Annotated in this window: 21 protein-coding genes and 2 pseudogenes; 8 read left to right on the top strand and 15 right to left on the bottom strand. The window is 72.5% G+C overall.

Annotated features, from left to right (window positions below; all coding sequences use genetic code 11):
- Window positions 1-95: 95 nt before the first annotated feature.
- A complete protein-coding gene (locus QOL88_RS30110) occupies window positions 96-1,016 on the bottom strand; it encodes an LLM class F420-dependent oxidoreductase (RefSeq protein ID WP_097221421.1) in 921 nt (306 codons plus the stop codon).
- Between the two features lie 241 nt (window positions 1,017-1,257).
- Between QOL88_RS30110 and QOL88_RS30105 the strand changes: the two genes are divergently transcribed.
- Complete coding sequence (locus QOL88_RS30105) at window positions 1,258-1,446, top strand: hypothetical protein (RefSeq protein WP_097221420.1); 189 nt, start codon at window positions 1,258-1,260, stop codon at window positions 1,444-1,446.
- A 34-nt stretch (window positions 1,447-1,480) separates the two neighbouring features.
- On the opposite strand, the gene QOL88_RS30100 is transcribed toward QOL88_RS30105, so the two are convergent.
- The 4 genes from QOL88_RS30100 to QOL88_RS30085 all read right to left on the bottom strand — a co-directional run bounded on the left by QOL88_RS30100 (window position 1,481) and on the right by QOL88_RS30085 (window position 4,155).
- Window positions 1,481-1,951, bottom strand: coding sequence for a DUF6099 family protein (locus tag QOL88_RS30100; RefSeq protein WP_097221419.1), 471 nt, complete (start codon window positions 1,949-1,951; stop codon window positions 1,481-1,483).
- 211 nt (window positions 1,952-2,162) lie between these two features.
- Window positions 2,163-2,486 (bottom strand): nucleotide pyrophosphohydrolase, encoded by a 324-nt coding sequence (locus QOL88_RS30095; RefSeq protein WP_097221418.1) that lies wholly within the window; start codon window positions 2,484-2,486, stop codon window positions 2,163-2,165.
- Window positions 2,479-3,615 carry an AAA family ATPase gene (locus QOL88_RS30090; protein ID WP_097221417.1) on the bottom strand — a complete coding sequence of 379 codons (1,137 nt, stop codon included), beginning with the start codon at window positions 3,613-3,615 and terminating at the stop codon, window positions 2,479-2,481. The genes QOL88_RS30095 and QOL88_RS30090 overlap by 8 nt, the downstream gene beginning before the upstream one ends.
- A 144-nt stretch (window positions 3,616-3,759) precedes the next feature.
- Window positions 3,760-4,155 (bottom strand): cell division protein SepF, encoded by a 396-nt coding sequence (locus tag QOL88_RS30085; RefSeq protein ID WP_030838486.1) that lies wholly within the window; start codon window positions 4,153-4,155, stop codon window positions 3,760-3,762.
- Window positions 4,156-4,348: 193 nt separating this feature from the next.
- Between QOL88_RS30085 and QOL88_RS30080 the strand changes: the two genes are divergently transcribed.
- The 5 genes from QOL88_RS30080 (at window position 4,349) to QOL88_RS30055 (ending at window position 12,944) form a co-directional block, all read left to right on the top strand.
- The gene (locus tag QOL88_RS30080; RefSeq protein WP_097221416.1) at window positions 4,349-8,533 is read left to right on the top strand and encodes a bifunctional nitrate reductase/sulfite reductase flavoprotein subunit alpha; all 4,185 of its coding nucleotides are present in this window, start codon (window positions 4,349-4,351) and stop codon (window positions 8,531-8,533) included.
- A 744-nt stretch (window positions 8,534-9,277) separates the two neighbouring features.
- Window positions 9,278-10,621: a hemolysin family protein gene (locus QOL88_RS30070; protein ID WP_097221415.1), complete on the top strand. Its 1,344-nt coding sequence runs from the start codon at window positions 9,278-9,280 to the stop codon at window positions 10,619-10,621.
- Window positions 10,618-11,640, top strand: a complete 1,023-nt coding sequence (locus QOL88_RS30065) for a hemolysin family protein (RefSeq protein WP_097221414.1) — start codon at window positions 10,618-10,620, stop codon at window positions 11,638-11,640. The genes QOL88_RS30070 and QOL88_RS30065 overlap by 4 nt, the downstream gene beginning before the upstream one ends.
- 679 nt (window positions 11,641-12,319) lie before the next feature.
- Window positions 12,320-12,550, top strand: coding sequence for a hypothetical protein (locus QOL88_RS30060; protein ID WP_097221413.1), 231 nt, complete (start codon window positions 12,320-12,322; stop codon window positions 12,548-12,550).
- Window positions 12,551-12,773: 223 nt separating this feature from the next.
- Window positions 12,774-12,944: a hypothetical protein gene (locus tag QOL88_RS30055; RefSeq protein ID WP_179879003.1), complete on the top strand. Its 171-nt coding sequence runs from the start codon at window positions 12,774-12,776 to the stop codon at window positions 12,942-12,944.
- A 48-nt stretch (window positions 12,945-12,992) separates the two neighbouring features.
- On the opposite strand, the gene QOL88_RS30050 is transcribed toward QOL88_RS30055, so the two are convergent.
- The 6 genes and pseudogenes from QOL88_RS30050 to QOL88_RS30025 form a co-directional block, all read right to left on the bottom strand.
- Window positions 12,993-13,328: a DUF3140 domain-containing protein gene (locus QOL88_RS30050; RefSeq protein ID WP_097221412.1), complete on the bottom strand. Its 336-nt coding sequence runs from the start codon at window positions 13,326-13,328 to the stop codon at window positions 12,993-12,995.
- 6 nt (window positions 13,329-13,334) lie between these two features.
- Window positions 13,335-13,565 carry a hypervirulence associated TUDOR domain-containing protein gene (locus QOL88_RS30045; protein ID WP_097221411.1) on the bottom strand — a complete coding sequence of 77 codons (231 nt, stop codon included), beginning with the start codon at window positions 13,563-13,565 and terminating at the stop codon, window positions 13,335-13,337.
- Between the two features lie 56 nt (window positions 13,566-13,621).
- Complete coding sequence (locus tag QOL88_RS30040) at window positions 13,622-14,743, bottom strand: acyltransferase family protein (protein ID WP_257027931.1); 1,122 nt, start codon at window positions 14,741-14,743, stop codon at window positions 13,622-13,624.
- A 380-nt stretch (window positions 14,744-15,123) separates the two neighbouring features.
- The gene (locus QOL88_RS30035; protein ID WP_097221409.1) at window positions 15,124-16,185 is read right to left on the bottom strand and encodes a peptidoglycan recognition protein family protein; all 1,062 of its coding nucleotides are present in this window, start codon (window positions 16,183-16,185) and stop codon (window positions 15,124-15,126) included.
- Between the two features lie 254 nt (window positions 16,186-16,439).
- Window positions 16,440-16,523 (bottom strand): annotated as a pseudogene (locus tag QOL88_RS30030) (IS5/IS1182 family transposase); the annotation flags it as partial.
- Entirely contained in the window at window positions 16,511-16,714 is a 204-nt protein-coding gene (locus QOL88_RS30025; RefSeq protein WP_097221408.1) for a mycothiol transferase, read from the bottom strand. The pseudogene QOL88_RS30030 and the gene QOL88_RS30025, both read right to left, overlap by 13 nt.
- Window positions 16,715-16,863: 149 nt before the next feature.
- Here QOL88_RS30025 and QOL88_RS30020 point away from each other — a divergent pair, with 149 nt between their 5' ends.
- Window positions 16,864-17,259, top strand: coding sequence for a VOC family protein (locus QOL88_RS30020; RefSeq protein WP_097221407.1), 396 nt, complete (start codon window positions 16,864-16,866; stop codon window positions 17,257-17,259).
- 195 nt (window positions 17,260-17,454) lie between these two features.
- On the opposite strand, the gene QOL88_RS30015 is transcribed toward QOL88_RS30020, so the two are convergent.
- Both QOL88_RS30015 and QOL88_RS30010 read right to left on the bottom strand, forming a co-directional pair.
- A complete protein-coding gene (locus tag QOL88_RS30015; RefSeq protein ID WP_097221406.1) occupies window positions 17,455-18,342 on the bottom strand; it encodes an NAD(P)-dependent oxidoreductase in 888 nt (295 codons plus the stop codon).
- The gene (locus QOL88_RS30010; protein WP_257027930.1) at window positions 18,312-18,731 is read right to left on the bottom strand and encodes a hypothetical protein; all 420 of its coding nucleotides are present in this window, start codon (window positions 18,729-18,731) and stop codon (window positions 18,312-18,314) included. Before QOL88_RS30010 ends, QOL88_RS30015 begins: the two co-directional genes overlap by 31 nt.
- Window positions 18,732-18,977: 246 nt before the next feature.
- Here QOL88_RS30010 and QOL88_RS30005 point away from each other — a divergent pair, with 246 nt between their 5' ends.
- Window positions 18,978-19,565 carry a maleylpyruvate isomerase N-terminal domain-containing protein gene (locus QOL88_RS30005; RefSeq protein WP_097221405.1) on the top strand — a complete coding sequence of 196 codons (588 nt, stop codon included), beginning with the start codon at window positions 18,978-18,980 and terminating at the stop codon, window positions 19,563-19,565.
- Between the two features lie 320 nt (window positions 19,566-19,885).
- Here the strand turns inward: QOL88_RS30005 and QOL88_RS30000 are convergent, their stop codons facing one another.
- Together QOL88_RS30000 and QOL88_RS38685 are read right to left on the bottom strand one after the other, a co-directional pair.
- Complete coding sequence (locus QOL88_RS30000) at window positions 19,886-22,288, bottom strand: AfsR/SARP family transcriptional regulator (protein WP_097221404.1); 2,403 nt, start codon at window positions 22,286-22,288, stop codon at window positions 19,886-19,888.
- A 29-nt stretch (window positions 22,289-22,317) separates the two neighbouring features.
- A pseudogene (locus QOL88_RS38685) lies at window positions 22,318-22,581 on the bottom strand (thioesterase II family protein); the annotation flags it as partial.
- Between the last annotated feature and the right edge of the window lie 448 nt (window positions 22,582-23,029).

Below are 23,029 nucleotides of genomic sequence, written 5' to 3'. Positions count from 1 at the left end.
ACGGTGATCCTGGGGGCTCGGCAGGACGACGCCCTCAGCTTCGCACACCTGTGCCCACCAGCGCCTTCGTTTATCGAGGGCGCCTCGGCGGGCCCCTACGACAGCTGCGACTGCACCTGCGCGGAGATCAGCTCCAGGTGGTCGAGGTCGTCCAGGTCGAGGACCTGGAGGTAGATGCGGCTCGAGCCGGCCTCGGCGTAGCGGCCGATCTTGTCGACGACCTCGGACGGGGAGCCGGCCAGGCCGTTGAGCTTCAGCTCGTCCACCTCGCGGCCGATCGCGGCGGCCCGGCGGGCGACCTCCGCGTCGTCCCGGCCTACGCAGACCACGAGGGCGTTGGAGTACGTCAGTTCGTCGCCGCGGCCGGCTTCCGCCGCGGCGGCGCGGACCCGGCCGAACTGGCGCTCGCTGTCCTCGACGGAGCCGAAGGGCATGTTGAACTCGTCGGCGTACTTGGCGGCCAGCCGCGGGGTGCGGGACGGGCCGTGGCCGCCGACGAGCACGGGGATCTTCCGCTGCGCCGGCTTGGGCAGGGCGGGAGAGTCCGTGAGGTCGTAGTAGGTGCCGTGGAAGTCGAAGGTCTTGCCGGGGGCCGTCGCCCACAGACCGGTGACGATCTCCAGCTGTTCCTCGAGGCGGGCGAACTTCTCCTTGGGGAAGGGGATGCCGTAGGCCTTGTGCTCCTCCTCGAACCAGCCCGCGCCGAGGCCGAGTTCGACCCGGCCGCCGGACATCTGGTCGACCTGGGCGACCTGGATGGCGAGGACGCCGGGCAGCCGGAAGGTGCCGGCGGTCATCAGGGTGCCGAGCCGGATGCGCTTGGTCTCGCGGGCGAGTCCGGCCAGGGTGATCCAGGCGTCGGTGGGGCCGGGCAGGCCGTCCACGGTGCCCATGCGGAGGTAGTGGTCGGAACGGAAGAAGGCGTCGAAGCCGAGGTCCTCGGTGGCCTTGGCGACGGCGAGCAGAGTGTCGTAGGTGGCCCCCTGCTGGGGCTCGGTGAAGATGCGAAGATCCATGTCCTCCATCCTGCACCGCCCCGGCGGACGATCACGAGATCGGTCCCCCGTCCACGCCGGTCCCCGGTCGGGTGAAATTACGTCAATACCGCAGCCGCCGCCGGACCCGGCCAGTGACCGGCCCCGACGGTGATCGTTGGCTCGGGCGGAGCCGGAGCCCCCGGCTTCCGCGCCGGGGGTGGGACCGCCGGAGCGTGACCCGCGTCGGCCTCCCCGGGGGCCGGGGGCCGAGGAGGCCGTCATGTCCGAAGAGACCGTGCCGCAGCAGGGCGGGACCGGGCAGCCGAAAGGGCTGTTGCAGCAGATGGAGGAGCTGATGGCATCGCTGAACGCGGATCTGTCGGCATTGGACGCGGATCTTCAGGCGGCGGGGGATGCCGAACGCGAGGCCGTCGAGGAGGGGCGGGCGGGTCAGAGGCAGGCGGGCTAGAGGCGGGCGGGTCAGGGGCTCTCCCCGCCCCGCCTCACCCCGCCTCCCTCGCCGGCAGCGTCTGTTCCCGGTCCGCGAGTCTGCGGAGCATCTCCAGGACGCGGTCGCGGGACTCGTCCGCCGCGTCGATGGCCTCCATGCACTGCCAGTACGTGCCCTCGTCGCCGGCGGCGCTGGCCAGGGCGACGAGGGCGATGCCGACCTCGCCGAGGAGACCGCCGAGGTACATCAGGGTGTGGCGGGCGTCGCCCAACTCGGTGAGCTGGCCCGCCCGCAGCTCGCCGGGGCCCAGTTCGGGCGGGTCGAGGACGCCGCAGCCCCGGCCCGCGAGCTCCGTCAACCCCAGTGCCTCACCGCGCAGTTCGGGTGGTCCGGCGACCGCAAGGCGGCTGCCTATGGCCTGCGCGAGGGCCTGCGCCTGCCACACCTCGGCCAGGGTCTCCCGCGCGTCGCCGCCCGCCGCCAGGGACCGCCTGCTCGTCACGATGAGCCGCACCGCGTCCATGCGCTGCCCCCGTCTTGTCCGACGCGCTGCGCGCGTCCGTCTGCCCGCACTCCCTTGTTCACTACCCAGAGTGAAGGGCTGTGAGACGAAAAGCCAGAGGAAGGCGGAAAATTGCGGACAACGATTCGGATTCGAGCGGCTATTTGACTACGCAACGTACAAGTGGACTCCCTCGCTCCAGGTGAGCGGAAACAGTGGGCGGGGCGTGCCGCTAGATCGGGAACCTCCGTTCGTTCCGGTCGATCTTCGCGTTCAGCGCGGCCAGCGGGTCGACGCCGAGCACCTCGCACAGCTGGAGCAGATACGCGAGCACGTCGGCCACCTCGTCGGTGACGCGGTGCGCGGTGTCCGGGTCGGACATGACCCCGGCCGACTCCTCGGGCGTCAACCACTGGAAGATCTCGACCAGTTCGGAGGCCTCCACGCTGAGCGCGGCGACCAGGTTCTTGGGGGTGTGGTACTGCTGCCAGTTCCGCGCGGCCGCGAAATCGGCCAGGCGCCGTTGCAGTCCGGCCACGTCCAGGGGATCAGTCACGGTCCAGGTGTACCACCGTGGCTCCCTGCGTCCCGGCGGCCCAGGAGCCGTCGCTGACCGCGCCGACCAGCCGGATGTGTCCCCGCTCGCACATCCGGGCCGCCAGCCGCAGCAGTTCCAGCCGCTGTCGCCCGTCCAGGCCCCGGTCGAAGCCGTCGGCGAGGACGGTGAGCGTCTGGAGCGCGGCGGGCACCTCGCCCGCCGGGTCGACCTCCAGCACGCCCGGACCGGTGAGCAGCACCAGCGCGAGGGCCACGTAGCGCAGTTCGCCGTCGCCCAGCCGGCACAGGTCCGTGACGACGCCGTCGCCCCGGTCGAGCGCGGCGCGGATCGTTCCCGTGGGCTCCTCCGCCCGGGCGAGCACATCCGCCACCGGCCCGGCGCAGCCGGCTCGCACCGCCGCCACGAACTGCGCGTGCCGCCGCCCGCACTCGGCGCGGGTGCGCCACAGCACGTCGGCGAGATTGCCGCAGCCGCCGAGCAGGTGGCCGGAACCGGCCGCCACCGGGCCGCGCATGCGGGCGGGCTCGGGGTCGCAGGCGAAGGCGGAGCGCAGGGCGACGACCATCTGCTCGGCGGCGGCCAGCACCCTGCGCTGCCCGGGTGTCCTGCCCGCCACGCGCAGCGGCAGCAGGGCGGTGCCGAGCCGGTCGTCCGGGAGCGGACCACGGGTCACCGGCGTCGGCCCGGCCGTGTGCCAGGCGGCCTGCACGGCACGCTTGCCCGGGTCGCGCAGGGCGGTCTCCAGGAGGACCAGTCCGTCGGCGGACAACCGCTCGCCCACGACGCGCAGTTCGGGTTCGGCCTGTACGGCCATGTCGAGCCGGACCGGGCCCGCGGGGCCGTCGGCCGTGCAGCCGATACGGAAGCCGCGGCGGCGCTGCGCGTCGGGCCGGGCCCGTTCAGGTACGCAGGCGACGGGGTCGGGGAACGCCTCGCCGAGCTCCGCGCCACCCCCGAGCCGGGCGAGGGCCTCGTACGCCCGCAGCGCGCTGGTCTTGCCGCAGCCGCTGGGCCCGGCGAGGAGGGTGAGGGGCCCGAGGGGGAACGCGGCGCGGCGGTGGGTGGTGAAGGCGGACAGGCGCAGTTCGGTGATGCGGGGGCGGCCGGGGAGAGCGGGGTGGGTCATGTCCGGACGGTAGGGCTCCGCCGGCAGGACGAACCGTTCCGTCTCCGGGGGCTTCCTACGATCGAGCTACGGTCACACCCACGGTCACGTCTGCGGTCACCCCTGCGGTCACGCTTGCGGTGCCCCCTGCGGTCACCCCTGCCGTCACACCCCGGGGAGGCCCGCTCCCTCCATCAGCCCGGTCACCTCGGTTCCCGCCGGCGTCAGCAGGAACACGTTGCGGTCCACCCGGTGCATTCCGCTCGCCAGGCCGAAGACGACACCCGTGCTGAAGTCGAGGACGCGCTTGGCGACCTCCGTCTCCGCGCCGGTGAGGTCGAGGAGGACGGGGACGCCTGCCATCAGCCGCTCGGCGACGTCGCGGGCGTCGGCGAAGACGTTCACGCGCAGGACGACGAAACGGCGGCGGGTCTCCGTCTCGGCCTCGGGTATGGACCGGTGGCCGACGGCGGACGGCCAGGCGTCCCGGCCCCGCAGCGGTACGACCTGGGCGAGCCCCTCCCACTGTTCGTCGGTGACATCGTGGCTGTTCACCGGCATGCTCCGTCCTGGATCGCACGTGCTGTCTGCATCGGGCAATTCTTGCGCAGAGTCACCCGTTCGGCCCAACTGCGACACGCTCCGCGACCCCAATGCACCTCACAACGGCCGGAAGGCTGCTGTGTGACGGGCGTAACGCCCGATGATCAAGCCGTGTGACAGAGGCGTAACGGGCGATTCGTACCGTCGAGGCATGAACTCGACCCCCGGAAGCCCGCCGGACACCCGGCAGGTGCGCACCGTCTGCTCGTACTGCGGGGTCGGCTGCGGTCTCGTGCTCGACGTGGGGGCGGGCCCGGACGGGCGGCGCACGGTGCTGAAGGCGTCCGGCGACAAGGCGCATCCGGCGAACGCGGGACGGCTGTGCACCAAGGGGGCGACCACGGCCGACATGCTGGCCGCGCCCGGGCGGCTGACCACCGCGCTGGTGCGGGACGACCGGGGCGACGAGGCGGCCCCGGTGCCCGTGGCCGACGCGCTCGCCGAGACGGCGGCGCGGCTGCGGGCGATCGTCGACGAAAACGGGCCGGACGCGGTGGCCTTCTACGTCTCCGGGCAGATGAGCCTGGAGGCGCAGTATCTGGCGAACAAGCTGGCCAAGGGGTTCGTGGGGACGAACCGGATCGAGTCGAACTCGCGGCTGTGCATGGCGAGCGCGGGCACCGGCTACAAACTGTCCCTGGGGGCGGACGGGCCGCCCGGGTCGTACGAGGACTTCGACCGGGCGGACGCCTTTCTCGTCATCGGGTCGAACATGGCCGACTGCCATCCGATCCTCTTCCTGCGGATGATGGAGCGGGTCAAGGCGGGCGCCAAGCTGATCGTCGTCGATCCGCGGCGGACCGCGACCGCGGCGAAGGCCGATCTGTTCCTCCAGGTCAGGCCGGGGACCGACCTCGCGCTGCTGAACGGGCTGCTGCGGCTGCTGCACGACGGCGGGCACGTGGACGAGGAGTTCGTCGCCGCGCACACCGAGGGCTGGGAGGCACTGCCCGGGTTCCTCGCCGACTACGCCCCGGCCGCGGTCGCGGAGGTCACCGGGATCGCGGAGGACGATCTGCGGGAGGCCGCCCGGTTGATCGGCGCGGCCGGGCAGCGGTGGATGAGCTGCTGGACCATGGGCCTGAACCAGTCCACGCACGGCACGTGGAACACCAACGCCCTGCTCAACCTGCATCTGGCTACGGGGGCGATCTGCCGTCCGGGCGCCGGGCCGTTCTCCCTGACCGGGCAGCCCAACGCCATGGGCGGGCGCGAGATGGGCTACATGGGGCCGGGGCTGCCGGGACAGCGGTCGGTGCTCGTCGAGGAGGAGCGGGCGTTCACCGAGGAGGTGTGGGAACTGCCGCCGGGGACGCTGCGGGCCGACGGGTCCGGGCAGGGCACCGTCGACATGTTCCGGCGGATGGCGGACCGGGAGATCAAGGCCTGCTGGATCATCTGCACCAACCCGGTCGCCTCGGTCGCCAATCGCCGTACGGTCATCGAGGGGCTGGAGGCCGCCGAGTTCGTCGTCACGCAGGACGTGTTCGCCGACACCGAGACGAACGCGTACGCCGACGTCGTCCTGCCCGGCGCGATGTGGACCGAGTCGGAGGGCGTCTTCGTCAACAGCGAGCGCAATCTCACCCTGACCCGGGCCGCCGCGGACCCGCCCGGGGAGGCGATGGCCGACTGGCGGATCATCGCGGAGGTGGCGTGCGCGATGGGGTACGAGAAGGGGTTCTCGTACGACAGCGCCGAGCAGGTCTTCGAGGAGATCCGGCGGTTCCACAACCCCAGGACGGGGTGGGATCTGCGCGGGGTCACGTACGAGCGGCTGCGGGAGACTCCCGTGCAGTGGCCGGCGGCGCGGGAGGACGGGCCGGAGCGCAATCCGGTCCGGTACGTGGGGGACGAGGGGCTGCGCTTTCCGACGGATTCCGGGCGGGCCGTGTTCTTCGCGCGGCCGCATCTGCCGGCCGCCGAGATGCCGGACGACGACTATCCGTTCGTGCTCAACACCGGGCGGGTGCAGCACCAGTGGCACACGCTCACCAAGACCGGGAAGGTCGCCAAGCTCACCAAGCTGAATCCGGGGCCGTTCGTGGAGATGCACCCCCAGGACGCCTCCGCTCTCGGGGTCGCCGACGGTGATCTGGTGGAGGTGGCCTCGCGGCGCGGGCGGGCGGTGCTGCCGGCGGTGGTGACCGACCGGGTGCGGCCGGGGGGCTGCTTCGCGCCGTTCCACTGGAACGACCTGTTCGGCGAGTACCTGAGCATCAACGCGGTGACGAGCGACGCGGTGGATCCGCTGTCGTTCCAGCCGGAGTTCAAGGTGTGCGCCGTGTCGCTGTCGAGGGTGGCGTCGCCGGCGCCCGCGTCGCCGGACGTGGTGTCGGGGAAGGCGGCGTCGGCGAACGGGGTGTCGGGAAAGGCGGCGTCGGGCGACGTGGCGGCGCCGACGCCCGCACCGGAGGAACCGGCCCTGATCCCCACGACCGTGACGCCGGGCGGCGCCGATCCCTTCGGCATCGAACCCTCCCCTCCCCCGGTGCTCTCCGCCCAGGAGCGCCGGTACCTCACCGGCTTCCTCGCGGGGCTCGGCTCGGGCGCCCCCGGGGTGCCGGTGCTGCCGCCCGACGCGCCCTTCTCCCCCGAGCACGCGCTGTGGGTGAACGGGGTTTTGGCCGGCATGTACTCACGGACCGGGGCGGCCGTGCCGCAGGGCGACCGGCCCGCGGTCCGGGAGATCGTCGTGCTGTGGGCCTCGCAGACCGGGAACGCGGAGGAGTTCGCCACCGCCACCGCCGAGCGGCTGACCTCGACCGGGCACCGTACGACGCTCGTCGGCATGGACGACGCCGACGTCGGGACGCTCGCCCGCACGGCCGACCTGCTGTTCATCACCAGCACCTTCGGGGACGGCGACGCGCCCGACAACGGCTCGGGCTTCTGGGACGCGCTCTCCGGAGAGCGGGCCCCGCGGCTGGACGGGGTGCGGTACGCCGTGCTGGCCTTCGGCGACTCCTCGTACGACGACTTCTGCGGGCACGGGCGGCGGCTGGACGCGCGGCTCGACGAACTGGGCGGGGTACGGCTGGCCCCGCGCACGGACTGCGAGCCGGACTTCGAGCCGTCCGCCGGGGAGTGGCTCGACCAGGTGCTGTCGGCTCTGGGTGAGCGGTCCGCAGCCCCGTTCGAGGGGTCCGCCGCCCCGGTCGATGAGCCCGCCGCCCCGGCCGAGCAGCCCGCCGCCCCGGCCGAGAAGCCCAGGACGAGGTCCAAGCCCGTCACCACCGCCCGGCTGGCCGGCAACCGGCTGCTCAGCCGGGACGGTGCGGGCAAGGAGGTCCGGCGGTTCACCTTCGACACCAGCGGCACGGACCTGGCGTACGAGGCCGGGGACGCGCTCGGGGTGCGGCCGGTCAACGCGCCCTCCCTCGTGGCGGAGTGGCTGGCGGTGACCGGGGTGGACGCCGGGTCGGCCGTAACGGTCGAGGGGGTCGGCGAGGTGCCGTTCGGGGAGGCGCTGCACCGACATCTCGACATCACCCGGATCACCCCCGACCTGCTGCGCTTCGTCGCCGAACGCGCCCGGGACAAGCACGAGTTGCGCAGGCTGCTGCGGCCCGACAACAAGGACGGGCTGGCGCAGTGGAGCTGGGGGCGGCAGGCCGTGGACGTGCTCGCCGAGTACGCGGTGCGGGCGGGCGCCGACGAGTGGGCCGGGGTGCTGCGCAGGCTCCAGCCACGGCTGTACTCCATATCCTCCAGTCCGCTGGTCGACCCCCGTCGGGTGGCGCTGACGGTGTCCGTGGTCCGGTACGAGAACCTGCACGGCCGGGCGCGCGGCGGGGTCTGCTCGCCGTACCTCGCGGACGCCGGACCGGACACGGAGGTGCCGGTGTTCGTGCAGCGCTCGCCGCACTTCCGGCCCCCGGCCGACGCGTCGACGCCGATGGTCATGGTCGGCCCGGGCACCGGTGTGGCGCCCTTCGTCGGCTTCCTGGAGGAGCGGCGGGCGCTCGGCCACCGGGCCCCCAACTGGCTGTTCTTCGGGGAGCAGCACCGGGCGACGGACTTCTACTACGAGGACGAGCTGACGGCGCTGCTCGACGAGGGCACGCTCACCCGGCTGGACACCGCCTTCTCCCGGGACCAGCGCAACAAGGTGTACGTGCAGGACCGCATGCGCGAGCACGGGCCGGAGCTGTGGCACTGGCTGTGCGACGGGGCCCGCTTCTACGTGTGCGGCGACGCGTCCCGGATGGCGAAGGACGTGGACCGTGCGCTGAGGGACGTAGCGATGGCACACGGCGGGCTGGGCGAGGCGGAGGCCGCCGCGTACGTGAAGCAGCTCGCGGCGGAGAAGCGGTACGTGCGGGACGTGTACTGAGGCCCGGGGGGCTGCGGGGGCGGGGGCTGCGGGGCCGGGCCGCCGGGGCGGGACCGCAAAGCCGGAGCCGCCGGGGCGATGCCGCAAAGCCGGAGCCGCCGGGGCGATGCCGCAAAGCCGGAGCCGCCGGGGCGATGCCGCAAAGCCGGAGCCGCCGGGGCGATGCCGCAAGGCCGGAGCCGCCCGGGCGGGACCGCAAGGGCCGGGCCCGCAAGGCCGAGGGCCGCTGGGGCGGGACCGCGCCCTCACCCCGCACTTCATGCTGACCACCCGCCAGGGCATGGACGCGTACCGGCGGGTGGACCGAGGTCCGCGCACCCTGCCCGCACGGCAGTGCCCGCCACGAACTCCGGCCGCCCGCGGGTCGCTTCGCGCTGCCCCGGCCGGGGGCCCGGATCCGCCTGCGGGCGTTCACGGCGTCGCCGCAGAACCTGTCGAGCGCGAATGTGCGGGAGGCGGTGCGCGGGGCGGGATGATGGCGGCGCCTATGGGTTCCGGCAGACACCGATCGGGGTGTTGCGGCCCCTGCGCCACTGAGGCCACCACCTCCCCGCGCCTCGGGCGAGTTCATCTACACAGCCGTAGAATCCGGGAACACCGGCGCGACGATGCGCGTTGTACCGGAGACACACCACAGCTAAGGAGCACGTTCTTGTCCGCCAGACCGACGGACCCTCCGGGGCACAGTCCCCGACCATCCCGCCACGACATGAGTGATCGCGGCACACGGCGGGGTGGTGTTCGATGAGTGCCGGAGAGGCCTTGCTGGGCCTGCTCGCCGTGTTCGTGCTGACCGCCGGCACCGGTTACTTCGTCGCCCAGGAGTTCGCCTACGTCTCCGCCGACCGGCTCACCCTCGCGCGTGAGGCCGAGGCCGGGGACCGCAGGGCGGCCCGTGCCCTCCAGGTGCTGGAGCGGCTGTCGTTCATGCTGTCCGGCGCGCAGCTCGGCATCACCGTCACCGGGCTGGTCGTCGGCTTCATCGCCGAACCGTCGGTGTCGGCGCTGCTCAGGCCCGCCCTGGCGGGGGTCGGGCTGCCCGACGCGGCCGTCGGCGGCATCGCCGTCGTGCTCGCCTTCGTGCTGGCCACGGTCGTGCAGATGGTGCTGGGTGAGCTCGCCCCGAAGAACCTCGCGATCGCCGTGCCCGAGCGGCTGGCGAAGGCGCTGGCCCCGTCCACGCTGGCGTATCTGAAGGTCGTCGGCCCCGTCGTACGGATCTTCGACAACGCGGCCGACCGGCTGCTGCGCAAGGCCGGGATCGAGCCCGTGGAGGAACTGCACCACGGCGCCACGCTGGAGGAGCTCGGCCATCTGATCGGCGAGTCCCACGAGCAGGGTGAACTGCCCGAGGACACGGCCGCGCTGCTGGACCACGCGCTGGAATTCTCCGAGCGGGCCCTCGACGAGGTGATGGTGCCGCGTGCCGACGCCGTGTTCGTCCGCAAGGACGCCGGCGCCGAGGAGGCGGTCGGCCTGATCGCACGGCACGGCCACTCCAACTACCCGGTGCTCGGCGACCATCCGGACGACGTCGCGGGCGTGCTGGGCGTGCGCGAGCTGATGGGGCTGCCCGCCGCGCGTCTGGCCGGCGCACGGGCCGGTGACGTGGCCCGGCGGCCGCTGCTGCTGCCGGACACGCTCGCGCTGCCCGACGCGGTGGCGCGGATGCGGGAGCAGGACGACGAGTTCGCGGTCGTCCTCGACGAGCACGGCGGCGTGGCGGGCATCGTCACGTACGAGGACATCGCCGAGGAGCTGGTCGGTGACATCGCCGACGAGTCCGACAGGGTCACCGAGCTCGCGGTCGCGGACGGCGACGGCTGGCTGGTGGACGCCGGCCGCCGGGTGGACGAGGTGACCGACGCGACCGGGATCCGGCTGCCGGAGGACGACGACTACGACACCGTGGCCGGCCTGGTCGTGGACCGGCTCGGCCGCTTCCCGACGGTCGGCGACCGGGTCACGGTCGAGCTGCCCGGGGGCGGCCGGGCCGTGATCGACGTCCGGACTCTGGACCGGCACGTGGCCGACCGCGTCCGGATCAGCCCGCTGGCGGAGGCCGTGGAAGCCGAGGAGATGGCGTGAGTTTCCCGATGGCGGTCTTCGTGACCGTGCTGCTGCTGGTCGGCAGCGGCTTCTTCGTGGCGGCCGAGTTCGCTCTGGTCGCCGCCAAGCGGCACCGGTTGGAGAAGGCGGCGGCGGAGGGGCGGCGCGGCGCCGGGGCGGCGCTGGCCGGGATGCGCGAGCTGTCGCTGATGCTGGCCGGCGCCCAGCTGGGCATCACCGTGTGCACGCTGGGCCTGGGCTCGGTGTCCAAGCCGGCGATCTCCCATGAACTCGACCCGCTGCTGCACTCACTGGGCCTGCCCAGCGCCGTGAGCTACGGCGTGGCCTTCGCCGTGGCCATGGTCGTGGTGGTGTTCCTGCACATGGTGGTCGGCGAGATGGCGCCCAAGTCCTGGGCGATCGCCCACCCGGAGCGTTCGGCGATGTTGCTGTCGCCGCCCTTCCGGGCCGTGGTGCGGGCCGTACGTCCGCTGATCCGGGTGCTCAACCGGGTCAGCAACGCCCTGGTACGGCTGTGCCGGGTGGCCCCGCGCGACGAGCTGGCCTCGGTGCACAACCGGGAGCAGCTGACGCACCTGGTGGAGGAGTCGGAGCGGCTGGGTCTGATCAGCGCGGCCGACTCCGAGCTGCTGACCCGCTCGCTGACCGAGCCGGAGACTCCGGTCGCCGCGCTGCGGATCCCGGCCGCGGAGATCACCTGGGTCGAGGGCGGCGCGGACGTCGAGGCGCTGCTGCGCTTCGCCGCCGAGCACGACCGCACCCGGCTGCTGGTCCGGGAGAACGGCACCGTCCTCGGCTCGGTGCACGCCCGGGACGCCCTGGTGGCCCGGGCCCGGGGCCGGACCACGACCGCGCGGGACCTCGCCCGGCCGGTGCCCGAGCTGGCCGAGACCGCCACGGTCGCCGACGCGATCGAGGTCCTGCGCCGCCGCCGGTCGTCCCTGGCGGTGGTCCGCGACGACACCGGCCGCCTCACCGGCCTGGTCACCCTGGACGACCTGCTGGCCCGCCTGATGCAGCCAGCCGCGGCGTCCTGACGGGGACGGGGGCAGCCGGGCGGAGACGGGGCGGGCAGGCGGAGACGGGGCAGCCGGGCGGAGACGGGGCGGGCAGGCGGAGACGGGGCAGCCGACGAGGTCGGGGCGGGCGCCGAGCCGGTTCCCGTCATCGCCGGGCCGCCCGGCGAGGTTGTAGCTGCCCGGCGGTGAGGGGGTCACCCGACCGGGTCGGGGGCGCACGACGAGGTCGGGGCCGCCGACCAGGCCGGGGCCACCCGACCAGGCCGGGGCCACCCGACCAGGCCGGGCCGCCCGCCTGCCGGGCCAGGGCCAGGGCCAGGGCCGAACATCCAGCACATCTGCACACCGCGTGCCCGGAGGCGGGGCCGTGGTCGGGTCGCCGCCGTATCCCGGTCGGGGCACGGGGACTTGGCGGTGAAGTGCCCGCTTCGGCAAACGGGGCGCAATACTCCCGCGCCCGGTCGGGCGACGGGCTGTGTGAAGGATTGGGCGTATCCGGTGACCCCGCGGTCATAGCGGTGAAGGCGGCCGGGGAACGGAGCCGTGGCTCGTCGGTGGGCGGTTGGATCTCCTCTTCGCGGGGTGCTTTGATCCTGCGCACGGCGGGAGCGACCGGGGCGGAATCCAGGTCCCCGGATTCCGGCGCTCACCCGCGCTCACCGCCATTGCGAGACATTCACGCGAAGGGAAACTCCCCATGAACCTCACCTCTCGGGTCGACACCGCCGAGCTCTCCGACGCCGACCTGGACACCGTGGCCGGTGGCAACGCGGGCGGCGTCGATGTCTCCGCGGGCCTCGTGGGCGGCCTCTCCGCCGGCCTGGTCGGCCCCCTGACCGGCGAGGCCTGCGCCACCGTGCAGGCGGTCCTCTCGCCGGCGGGCGCGGCCGCGGGCGCGAACGCGGGCGTGCACACGACGTCGCTCTGACGACATCCGCTCACGAAGGGCCCCGGGGAGCGATCCCCGGGGCCCTCTCGTGTGCGCATGCGGCCATGAACACGACCACCGGGTCGGGCCGCAAAGGTGTGGAATTTGCGAAGAGCGTGACGGAAATCTGGACACCACGGGGGTGGGTAACGCGGTGCGAGGGCGTGACGCAGACTTACTCGGACCCCTCTGATCCCGGCTGCAAACCGATTGGAAGACCGCTGTGAGCCCCGACTCGACCCGGACCGAAGAACTGCCGATCTACGAGAGCCTCATACGCGAACGCGGGGACGTCGTGGAGGAGGCCCGTGTGGTGGCCGAGGAGACCCAGCACCAGATGAGCCTGGCGCTGAGCGGCGTCGCCCCGACCCCGCACGAGACCGGCGCGCCCTGACCCGGGGGACCGTCCGGGCCCCGGCGCGGACGCTCCCCGGCCGGGCCGTCACCCGCCGAGCGGGTCGTGGCCCCAGTTCATCAGGGAGTACCGCCACCGTGAGTCCCGTACGTCCCCGGAGGGCCGCTGGGCCAGGTGGCGGCGGACGTAGCCGACGACCTTGCGCATGTGCCGGTAGTCGTCGTCGGTGAGGTCGCCCTTCCCGGCCCACAGGATCGCGACGATCCGCCGGCCGGAGGCGTGCCCGGTGGACTCGCCCCCGTCCTGGTGCTGCCCGGCGTTCTGCGAGGCGTCGGACTCCAGCCACTTCTCCAGGTCGGCCGGTGCCATGTTCACCAGTTCACGGAACTCGTTCCAGGTCTCCTCGCGCTCCCCGTCGTCCACGCCGTCTCACTTCTTCTTCTTGAGCGCGGACGGTTTGTGCACCGCGGTCCTGCCGGACTTGTCGCTGCGCACTTCGTACTGGGGGTCGTCCGGCGAGGCGTCGACCGTGCGGCCGGACGTCTCGGTCCGCTCGGTGATCTCCCGCTCCACCTCGCCCTCGGTGCGGCTGCCGTGACTGCTCCAGGTGACCTTGTCGCCCTTCTTCGGCCTTCCGCCCCCGCTGCTGCCTTTCGCCATGCCGATTCTCCTTCGCGGAGAAGGTGTGCTGTCCCTCCAGCGTGCGGGCCGGCCGGTCAGGGCGCAGCTCGACGGGCACCGGCCCCAGCGGCGCCCCTGTCACCGAAGGCCCAGGCCATGCCGGGCTCCGTCACACAGCGGAAGGCCCGCCGTACGGGCGGTGTGCACAGGGCCGTGACGACGAGGGCCGCGACCAGGGTGGCGGTGATCACGCCGACGGGTCCGCGCACCCAGGCCGGCTCGTACCAGCCCCAGTACTTCGCGGCCTGCGCGACGAAACCGTGCAGCAGATAGCCGGACAGGGTGCCGGCGCCCAGCGCGGTGAACCAGGTCCGGCGCCCGGGCACCCAGGCGAGGAAGCAGCCGACCAGGACAAGGGAGCAGCCGAAGGCGGCCAGGGTCATCAGGGGCCCGTACCAGAGGGGCACACCGAGCTCCGGGGCACTGTCGGCGTGGAAGAACCAGGCGTAGTCCATCCGCGGGACCGCCCAGTACGCCACGGCCAGGGCGCAGCCGGCCATCGGTACGGCGAGGATCCGTACCGTGCGCCGCCGCACCAGCCGGAAGTGCTCCGGCCGCAGCAGCAGGCCGAACACGAAGTACGGCAGGAACTGCAGGGTGCGCTGGAGATCGAGGTCGTGGCCGATGGACGGCGCGGTCGTCGCCGCCATCGCGACGACCAGGGCGAGGGGGAGCGGCCACCGCACCAGCCGCCAGAGCGGCGTGGTCAGCCGCCAGACGAACAGCGCCGCGAGGAACCAGGTGAGGTACAGGGGGTCCAGCAGGGTGACGGGGCGGTCGGGGTCCTGGCTGGTCCAGCGGGTGAACAGGGTGTACGCCGTCTCGAACACCACGTACGGGACGACGACGCCGGTGAGGAGGCGCTTGAGGCGCGCCGGGCCGGCGTCGAAGGTGCGGGAGAAGTAGCCGGAGATGACGATGAACGCCGGCATGTGGAAGGCGTAGACGAGCATGTAGAGCGCGGTGACGGCCCTGCTGCCCTGGCGCAGTGGCTCCCAGGCGTGCCCCACGGCCACGAGCACGATCGCGAGGTACTTGGCGTTGTCGAAGAACGCGTCCCGCGGCCGGGCCGCCGCTTGTTCCCTCGGCGCCTGTGTCGGCTGCGCCGCCCGGGCCGCTTCGGCGCCCGCGTGGACCGTGGTCACCGTGTCACTCACGGGGCCTCCCGGAGCGACTCGGTGCGAGGGTGCCTCGTCCGGCCGGGCGTAGAGGTGTGGGGTGCGCGCAGAACATCGCCCGCACCCTAATCACAGGGCCGTGCTTTCGTTCAACTCGTAACGGGCTTGGCTCGCTTCGGTTCCTGCCCGGGTATGCGTGCAGGTCGAGGAGGCCGCGGCGGGTCACGGTGTCGAGGCCCGAGGTGATCTCGTCGCAGCTCAGGACCCGGGGCCGCGCGAGGAGGACGCGGGCGAGGGCGTGCGCCCTCGACGACGCCTACTCCCACGGGGTGTTCGCGAGCCGCGGCAACGCGTGCGTGGACGGCACCGTGGCGGAGCATCCGGGCGACGGGACGGCGCCCACCGCGGAGCGGGGGCGCTCAGGTCTCCTTCCACACGAGCACGGTCAGGACGGCGCTCGCGACGGTGACCGGCACAGCGGCCTGGTTCAGCAGTCGTACCCGCATGCCGCGGCCCGACGCGATCCGCTTCGTCACGGGCAGGACCGCGAAGGTGCCGCCGCCGGTTCCGACGATCTCGTGGATCGGGTGATCCGCACGGTGCTCGTCGCCCTCGTACTCCGACATGCGCGCCTGGACGACCGCGCCCGCCGGGAGACCGTCGATGTGGAGGCCGAGGGTTCCGCTGAAGCGGGCCGGGCCGCGGGCGAAGACGCTTCCGCCGGTGGCGTGGTCGCCGGTCTCGTCGCTCCACTCCGCGGTGAACTCGACCGAGTCCCAGGCGCCGGGCGCGAGTCGATACTGCGCCGTGACACCGAGGTTGACGTACTGGGGCATGGGGTCCTCTCCTTCCCACCCACCCGCCGGGTGGGCCAGGGCGTCGGCGACGTCACGGCGGAAACCGGCCATGTCGAATCCGCGCGGGTCGACCTTCCAGTCGCTCCATTCCAGGTGGCCGATGGCACTCTTGGGGCCCCAGCCGTGGGCGCGGCAGATCGCGGCGGTGGCCTTGACCATCGCCAGGTACTGGGCGGGCGGCCACGGATCCTTGCCGTCGCCCTTGTTCTCGCACTCCCAGCCGTAGAACCGGGCGTTGCCGTCGACCGCGCCGCCCGAGCCGTCGTGCTCGTGTGTCGGGGGCGGATACGTGCCGTACGACTCGCCGATGACGGCGTTGAGCACGTCGCCGTCGCCGCCGCCGGCGTGGTTGGCCCGGCCGTTGCCCGTGAGGTGGACGACGCCGTCCTTGGTGATGCAGCCGGTGGCGAGGGGGCCGGGCAGGGCGCTGTGACCGTTGAAGATCAGCCCGACGACGTCGGCGCCGGGGCCGGTGACGGTGTGGTGGATGACCACTCCGTGTACCGGGCCCCAAGGTCCTTTGTGGTTGCGGTTGTTGGTGCGCCAGCCGGCGACCTCGTGGACGGCGCAGCCCTCGGCCTTCAACGCGGCGACGAGCCGGGCGGCGGTGAGCGGGGTGGCCATGAGTCAGTCCTCCGTTCCGGCCCGTGGGTGCCGGTCTGAAGACGGTCCGATCATCTGGGGAGCGTGCCTGGTCTCGGAGCTTGCCCTTACGGCGGCGTGCCGGTCATGCCGGCTCGCCCCCGGGGGCCCTCACCATTCTCGCGCCGCTCACCCCGCCGCTCACCTCGCTGTGCGCCACGTCCGCAAATTCGGCGCGATTACGACGCTGCCGCACCAGGGGGCGTGGGGCCGGGAGTTCGGTGAACACCGGGTCCGACCAGCTTGCCGAACTGGTCCGGGCTAAGCCCGGTGAACGGGGCTCGCCAGGACGGCTCCGACGCCGTGATCACACCGCCCATAGTGTGATCACATGCCTGACAAGGCCGAGCAGGGACAGGCCCGAAGTCGGTACCGCCTTCTCCTTCAGCTGCTCACCGGCCAGCCCCTGGCACTTCATGGCCAAGGTGGCGCGCTGATAGCCCAGGAACGAGGTCAGTGACGCACGGTCGTCGGCCACCTTGGAGGGTGCCCTGCGCTGGTCATCATTCATCCAGCGATCATGGCAACGGGTCGGCGGGGCCACCAGGCCACCTCAGTCCGGGAGGGCGGACATGCCACGAGGCGCCGGAGGCGCTACAGCCACTGTGGGACAGCCCTTAGCCAATACTCTGAGCCCCGTCCGTACTATCGGGGAGAGTCATGACAAGTAGGTTCACTGAGTTGGTCGTTGACTGCCTCGATCCGGAGAGGCTCGCGGCCTTCTGGTGCGAGGTCCTGGACTTCCAAGTGATCGACCGGAGCGAGGGCAAGGTCGAGATCGGCTCCTGGGTGCCGACCGTTGAGGACGTTCGGGCCCGCCAGATGTCGCCCACCCTGCTGTTCATCCAGGTACCCGAGGGCAAGACCGTGAAGAACCGGCTTCACCTCGACGTCAGCCCGATCGACGGCAGCACCGAGGACGAGGTAAGCAGATTGCTCGGCCTCGGCGCCACCAAGACGGATGTGGGCCAGGGCTCACACCGAAACTGGGTGGTCATGGCAGACCCCGAGGGCAACGAGTTCGACGTCCTACGCACCCTGGCACCGCAGAACTAGCCGCGGGATCGACGTGATCGGCGGACGGAAGCAAGGTCCGGAAAACGAGGTCCGAATGGGGTCCGGAAACGCAGGACGATGGGCGCGTCCGATTCCGGGGCGCCGACGTTCCGGGCATGGGAAGGGGCCGGTTCCGACGGGGGATGCGGAATCGGCCCCTTCGTCAGGGGGTGAAGCGAATACCGGGCCCGGTGCTCACTGGTTCGGGCGGCGGTACGCCTTCACGACGCTGGCGTAGCTGTTCTTGGCGTGGCCCTGGGCGATGATGCCCTCCATCAGCGCCTCGGAGTACTTGGGCAGTTCGGTGTCGACGCCGAGCGCCTCGGACTCCTCGACGAGGTGCTTGAGCGCGCCCAGGTGCGTCTCCAGGGTGGCGTCGTCGGCCGGGAACTTCTCGTCGCCGGCGTCGATCTGCGCGGCGTAGTCGGCCGTGAACATCTTGATGGCGTCGAGCCACATGTGGGCCCACGGCAGGAACTCCTGCGCCTTGACGCCGCCGGTCTCCACGATGGCCACGCCGTGCAGGAAGCTGTTGAGGGCTCCCCACATCAGGCCGAGCAGCGACACGTCGAACAGGGCGGGCTTGCCGTGGTCGGTGCCGAGGTAGGTGGTGCCGCCGCCGAGAAGCTTCAGCACGGGCTCGTGCGCGTCGAAGACGGCCTGGTCGCCCGCGTAGAAGAGGACGGAGGTCTCGGCGCCGATGCCGGGCGGGGTGATCATGATGGCGCCGTCGAGGTACTTGGCGCCGTTCTTCTCCGCCCACTCGGCGGTCTGCCGGGCCTGCTCGGAGGAGCCCGTGGTCAGGTTGACGACGGTCTTGCCGCGCAGGGCGTCGCCGAGCGAGCCGAGGACGTCGTGCAGCACGTCGTACGTCGACACGCAGACGATCACGAGGTCGCTCGCGGCGACGGCGTCGGCGGGCTTCGCGGCGAGGACGGCGCCGTCCTTGACGAGACCGTCGGCCTTGTCCGCGGACCGGTTCCACACGGTGGTGGCGTGACCCGCCTTCAGGAAGGCGGCGGCCAGGGCCTGCCCCATCAGGCCGAGGCCGATCACCGACACCGAGGTGTGGTTGTCACCCATGAATCAGTTCCTCCAGTACGAAAGTGGTGTGCTGAACGAACCCGCACGCGGGGCGCGCCGGTGAAAGAGGGGCCCGGGGCGTCGACTAGGAGGAAGACGGCGCCGGGCTCCAGGCCGACCAGGACGCGGCCCCGGAGTTCGAGATTGACGTCGGCGTTGGCGAGCGCGTGCAGCGAGAAGCCCTGGATGTCGCGGTGGAAGCGCGGTAGGTGGACATCGCGCCGGATGACCGAGCCGCCATGTCGTCGACGATCTTGAGGTCCGACATGGGACCAGGGCATGATCTCGCCCTCGGTGCCGTCGGGGTTGCGCACCATCGCGGCGGTGAAGTCCCCGTCGGCGCCGTCCACGGCTTCCAGTACGGCTGCCAGGTCGTCGTCCGTGGCCATTCCGGCTCCTCGATTGTGATTCCTACTGCCGGTCGAGAGGCGTGAGAACCCATACGCTCCCCGGCAGTTCAAAACCTTAACGAAGGGCCCGGAGAAATGAGTAAGAGCGCACTCATCGCCTGGTCATCACTGCCGTACCTCCGGAAACCGGAGGCGATCTGACGCACAATGACCCGACAATTACCGGGCACTGTCCGGGAAATGATCGGACGGTGCTCGCAAAGGCCCGTATGGGAACATCCCAGCATGACTCTTTCATGGCCCGAACTCGTGACGACGGCGGCCGAGGACACGACCTCGGCTTTGGAAAAGGGAGCCGATCAGGACTGGCGCGGAAAGGCGGGTGATCTGGACTGGAGCTGTCGGGAGACCCTTTCGCACATCGCGCTCGGGGTGGTGGGGTACGCGGGTCTGCTCATCGCCCGCCCCACCGACCGCTACATCACCCTGTTCTCCTCGATCGACGGTCACGCCCCGGTCCCGGCCGCCCTGGAGGGCATCCGGATCGCGGGCACGCTGCTCGCCGGCACCGTCCGCGACACCCCGCCGGAGGTCCGCGCCTGGCACCCCTACGGCCACTCCGACGCGGTCGGCTTCGCCGCGATGGGCGTGCTCGAACTCGTCGTCCACGGGCGGGACATCGCGCAGACGGCAGGCGTGGAGTACACCCCGTCGGACGCTCTTGCGGCGCCCGTGGTCGAGCGGCTCTTCCCGGACGCGCCCACCGGTCACTCCCCCGCCGAGACGCTGCTGTGGTGCACCGGGCGCGCCGCGCTGCCCGGACTGCCGCGCCGCGGCGCCTGGCGCTGGGACGGCCGGGTGCGCCAGGCCTGAGACCGCCGCAGGCCCCGGCCCGAATAGTGTCGGCCACGGAAATGCACGAGCACCCGCACTGCCCGTGCAGCAGCCGGGTGGACGTTCCTTTCCCTGAACGTTCCCCTCAAACTTTTCTCCAGCCAAGAAGGCAGGTCGATTCCCGCCATGTCCGCGATCGTCGCGGAACTGGAAAAGCACACTGCCCGCTAAGTCGAGGCCGTCAACGCCGGCGACTACGGGACGGCCGAGAGATTCTACACCGCCGACGCTGTCGCCGTCTGGGAACCGGGCAAGCCGCTCAGCGGTGACGAACGCCGTAAGTACCAGCGGGAATTCCCTCACACCGCCCGTCGCCCGGGTCGGACCTCGAGCGGCTCGGCCGCCTTGCCCCGGAACCCGGCGTGGCTCCGGCCGGACGGCCGCGCCCGCTCCTCCTGGCGGCGGGGGCGGCAGTCCAGGTAGGGCAGCGTGCGCCGCGGCGGTGGAGCGGCGGCCGGTTCGCGCAGGCGCGGCAGGGTCAGCCGGCCGGCGTGCTCGCAGGCACTGCCCCAGGTGGGCCGGCGGCGCAGCAGGTCCACGTGGCCGCACGCGACGACCAGCAACGCCCCGGTGCCCGCGCCGCCCAGACCCTCCGCCCAGTCCAGCACCGCGTCGTCGGCGAGGTGGAGGTCGTCCAGGCAGAGCACCACGGTGCGGTGGCGTGCCTCGTGCTCGATCACCTCGCCCCAGGCGGCGAGCAGGTCGACCCCGCGTCCGGCCGGGCCGGGATGGGGTGCGGGGCACAGCACGCGCAGCAGCCGCGCGGCGTCCACGTCGGAGTCGACGGCGAAGCGGACCACTGCTCTGATCCGCTGCTCCGGCGGGTCGCGCCGCACCCCGTGCCGCGGCGCCCACGCATCCAGCAGCGCCGCCGCGACACCCGCGGCGTCCTGGCCGTCCCTGGGAACGCGCGGCCGTACGACCCGCACCCCGTCGGCGTCACCCGCGACGCGGTGCGCGAACTGGGCGAGCAGGCGGGACTTGCCGACCCCGTGATCGCCGAGCACCGTCAGCAGGGAGGGCACGCCATGGTGGCGTGAGTACTCCAGCAGGTCCTCCAGCAGGGCGAGTTCGGGTCGGCGCGGGGCGTCGGTGCCGTGCCCGGCGGGCTCACCCGAGTGCAGGGACCGGGCCCTGCGGATGCCGGGGGCGCCGTCGGCGGCGCGGGTCGTCTCGTCGTAGCTCACCCACGCGCCGGTGTCGCCGGCCACGTCCTCGCTCACGTAGAGCTCGCCCTCCGGGACGCCGGAGAGCAGCCCGTGCGCCTTGTCGAGCAGGGTGCCCACCACCGAGACGGCGGCGCTCGGATCGTGCGGGTCGTGCCGCACGATCGCCTTGCCGCAGATCACCACGGCCCGCATCACCATGCCCGCCCGTGAGGCCAGCCGGTCACGGGCCGCGAAGGCCGCGCGCACCGCGTCGAGCGACGCCTCGGGGCGCTCGGACCGCAGCCCGAACAGCGCGGCGCACAGCCCGCCCATGGAGCCGACGACCGTCCCGGAGCGGTCCTCGACGCTCTCGGTGAGCACGGTGACCGCGTCGTGCAGGGAGGTGTCCAGCTGTTCGCTCCCCATGGCCGCGGCGTCCCCGGCGGACTCGGTGCACACCACGAGCACGCACACGTCCCGCCGCTCGGCGACGGCGCCCCCCTCGGCGGCGCCGAATCCAGTTGTCACGCCCGGCTGTTGGCCGCGCTCCGCAACGCCGTACGTGGCCGCCGTGCCGGGTCGGTCCCCGCCCTCCGCGGCACCGACGGACAGGAGGGCGGGTGCCCGCGGGGGTTCCGGTGCCATGACGTCCGGCCCGGCAGCCCCGGGAAACCCGGTGTCCGCGGTGATCCGGACCGGGGCCCGCGCGGCACTCGTCTCCCCGGCCGCGTGTCGTCCCGGGGTGCTCGTCTCGGGGGCGCCCGGCTCCGCGCGGGCCTCCGTGGGGCAGGCCAGCGCCTGGTCGTGGCGCAGGATGCGGTGCTGCACGGTCTGCAGGACGGCGGACGGCTCCAGGCCGTACTCCTCCACCAAGGCGAGGCGCACCCTGCTGAACACGCTCAGCGCCTCCGCCTGCCGCCCGCAGCGGTACAGGGCGAGCATCAACTGCCCGCACAGCCGCTCCCGCAGGGGTTCGGCCTCGGCGAGCGAGGTGAGTTCCCCGAGCACGGCGTGGTGCCGGCCGCACGCCAGCTCCGCCTCGAAGCGGTCCTCCATGGCGTCCAGGCGCAGCTGCCGCAGTGCCGTCAGCTCGGCCCACTCCACGCCCTGTTCGGCCAGGTCGGACAGGGCCGAGCCGCGCCATTCCGAAAGGGCCTCCCCCAGCAGCTCGGCGGCCTCGGCCGCCTCACCCGCGTCCAGGCGTACCCGGCCGGCGGCGACGGCACGTTCGAAGCGGGTCGCGTCGAGCTGCTCGGGGTCCACGCGCAGGACGTATCCCGGTGCCCGGGTGAGCAGTCGGGGCGCCGCGTGCCCCTCGCCGTCACCGCTCTCCAGCAGGGCGCGCAGCCCCCACACGGCGTTCTGCACCATCTTGCGGGCCGTGACCGGCCTCGCGTCCTCGGGCCACAGGGCCTCCAGGAGCCGGCTGGTGGCGACCACTTGGTTGGCATGGAGGAGGAGCAGTCCGAGGACCGCTCTCTGCTTGACGCCGCCCAGCGGCAGACTGCGCCCGCCGCTCACCACCTCTAGCGGTCCGAGAACCTTGAATTCCACGCCTACCCCCGTACGTCGAACACCCGTGATCAGTCATGGCGGGCGTCGTTGCCCGCCCGAGCGGCGCTCGCCGAGCGGACGCCGCGCAGTACCACCTCGGCCACGTCGTCGAGACGCCGGTCCACAGAGAAGTGACCGCCGGGAAAGACCCGCACCTCGGTCTCGGCACGGGTGAACGCCCGCCAGCCGGACGCCTCCTGGACGGAGACGACCGGGTCGGCGTCGCCGCACAGCACGGTGACCGGTGTGCGCAGCGGCTCCCGGGGTGTCCAGGAGTACGCGGCGAGGGCCGCGTAGTCCGCTCGCGAGCCGCGTTCTTCAGGGACGCCGGGAAGGTCTGGTTGTGCTCGGGGGTGACCACCACGAACGCGTCGGCCGCTCGCAGCCAGGGCGCGAGGGCCTTGACGGCATGGGGCCGGGGGCGTTGACGGGTCGGCGGACATCACGTCGGGCAGCCAGGCCGTGGCGAGGTCAATGAGGTCCACGTCGAAGTCGGGCCGCAGCCGGGCCCGCGAGGCCGGCCATTCCGCCGCGACGTGCCCGAACCGGCCCTTCCTGATGCTGCCGATGATGACCGCCAACCGCAGTCGTTCATTCTCGGCCACCTGCCCCCGCCTTCCGCCCCAGCGCCGAACCGCGTTCCTCGGGGAACCCTGGCATATGCCCCTTCGGATTCGCTTCGGACGACTTCGGAAACCCTGCGGGGCACCCTTCGGGGCAGGTGGCCGAGCCCTTTTCGTC

Source organism: Streptomyces sp. Ag82_O1-12, from assembly GCF_900182715.1.
Taxonomy (GTDB): domain Bacteria; phylum Actinomycetota; class Actinomycetes; order Streptomycetales; family Streptomycetaceae; genus Streptomyces; species Streptomyces massasporeus.
This window is presented reverse-complemented; position numbering and strand designations above follow the sequence as displayed.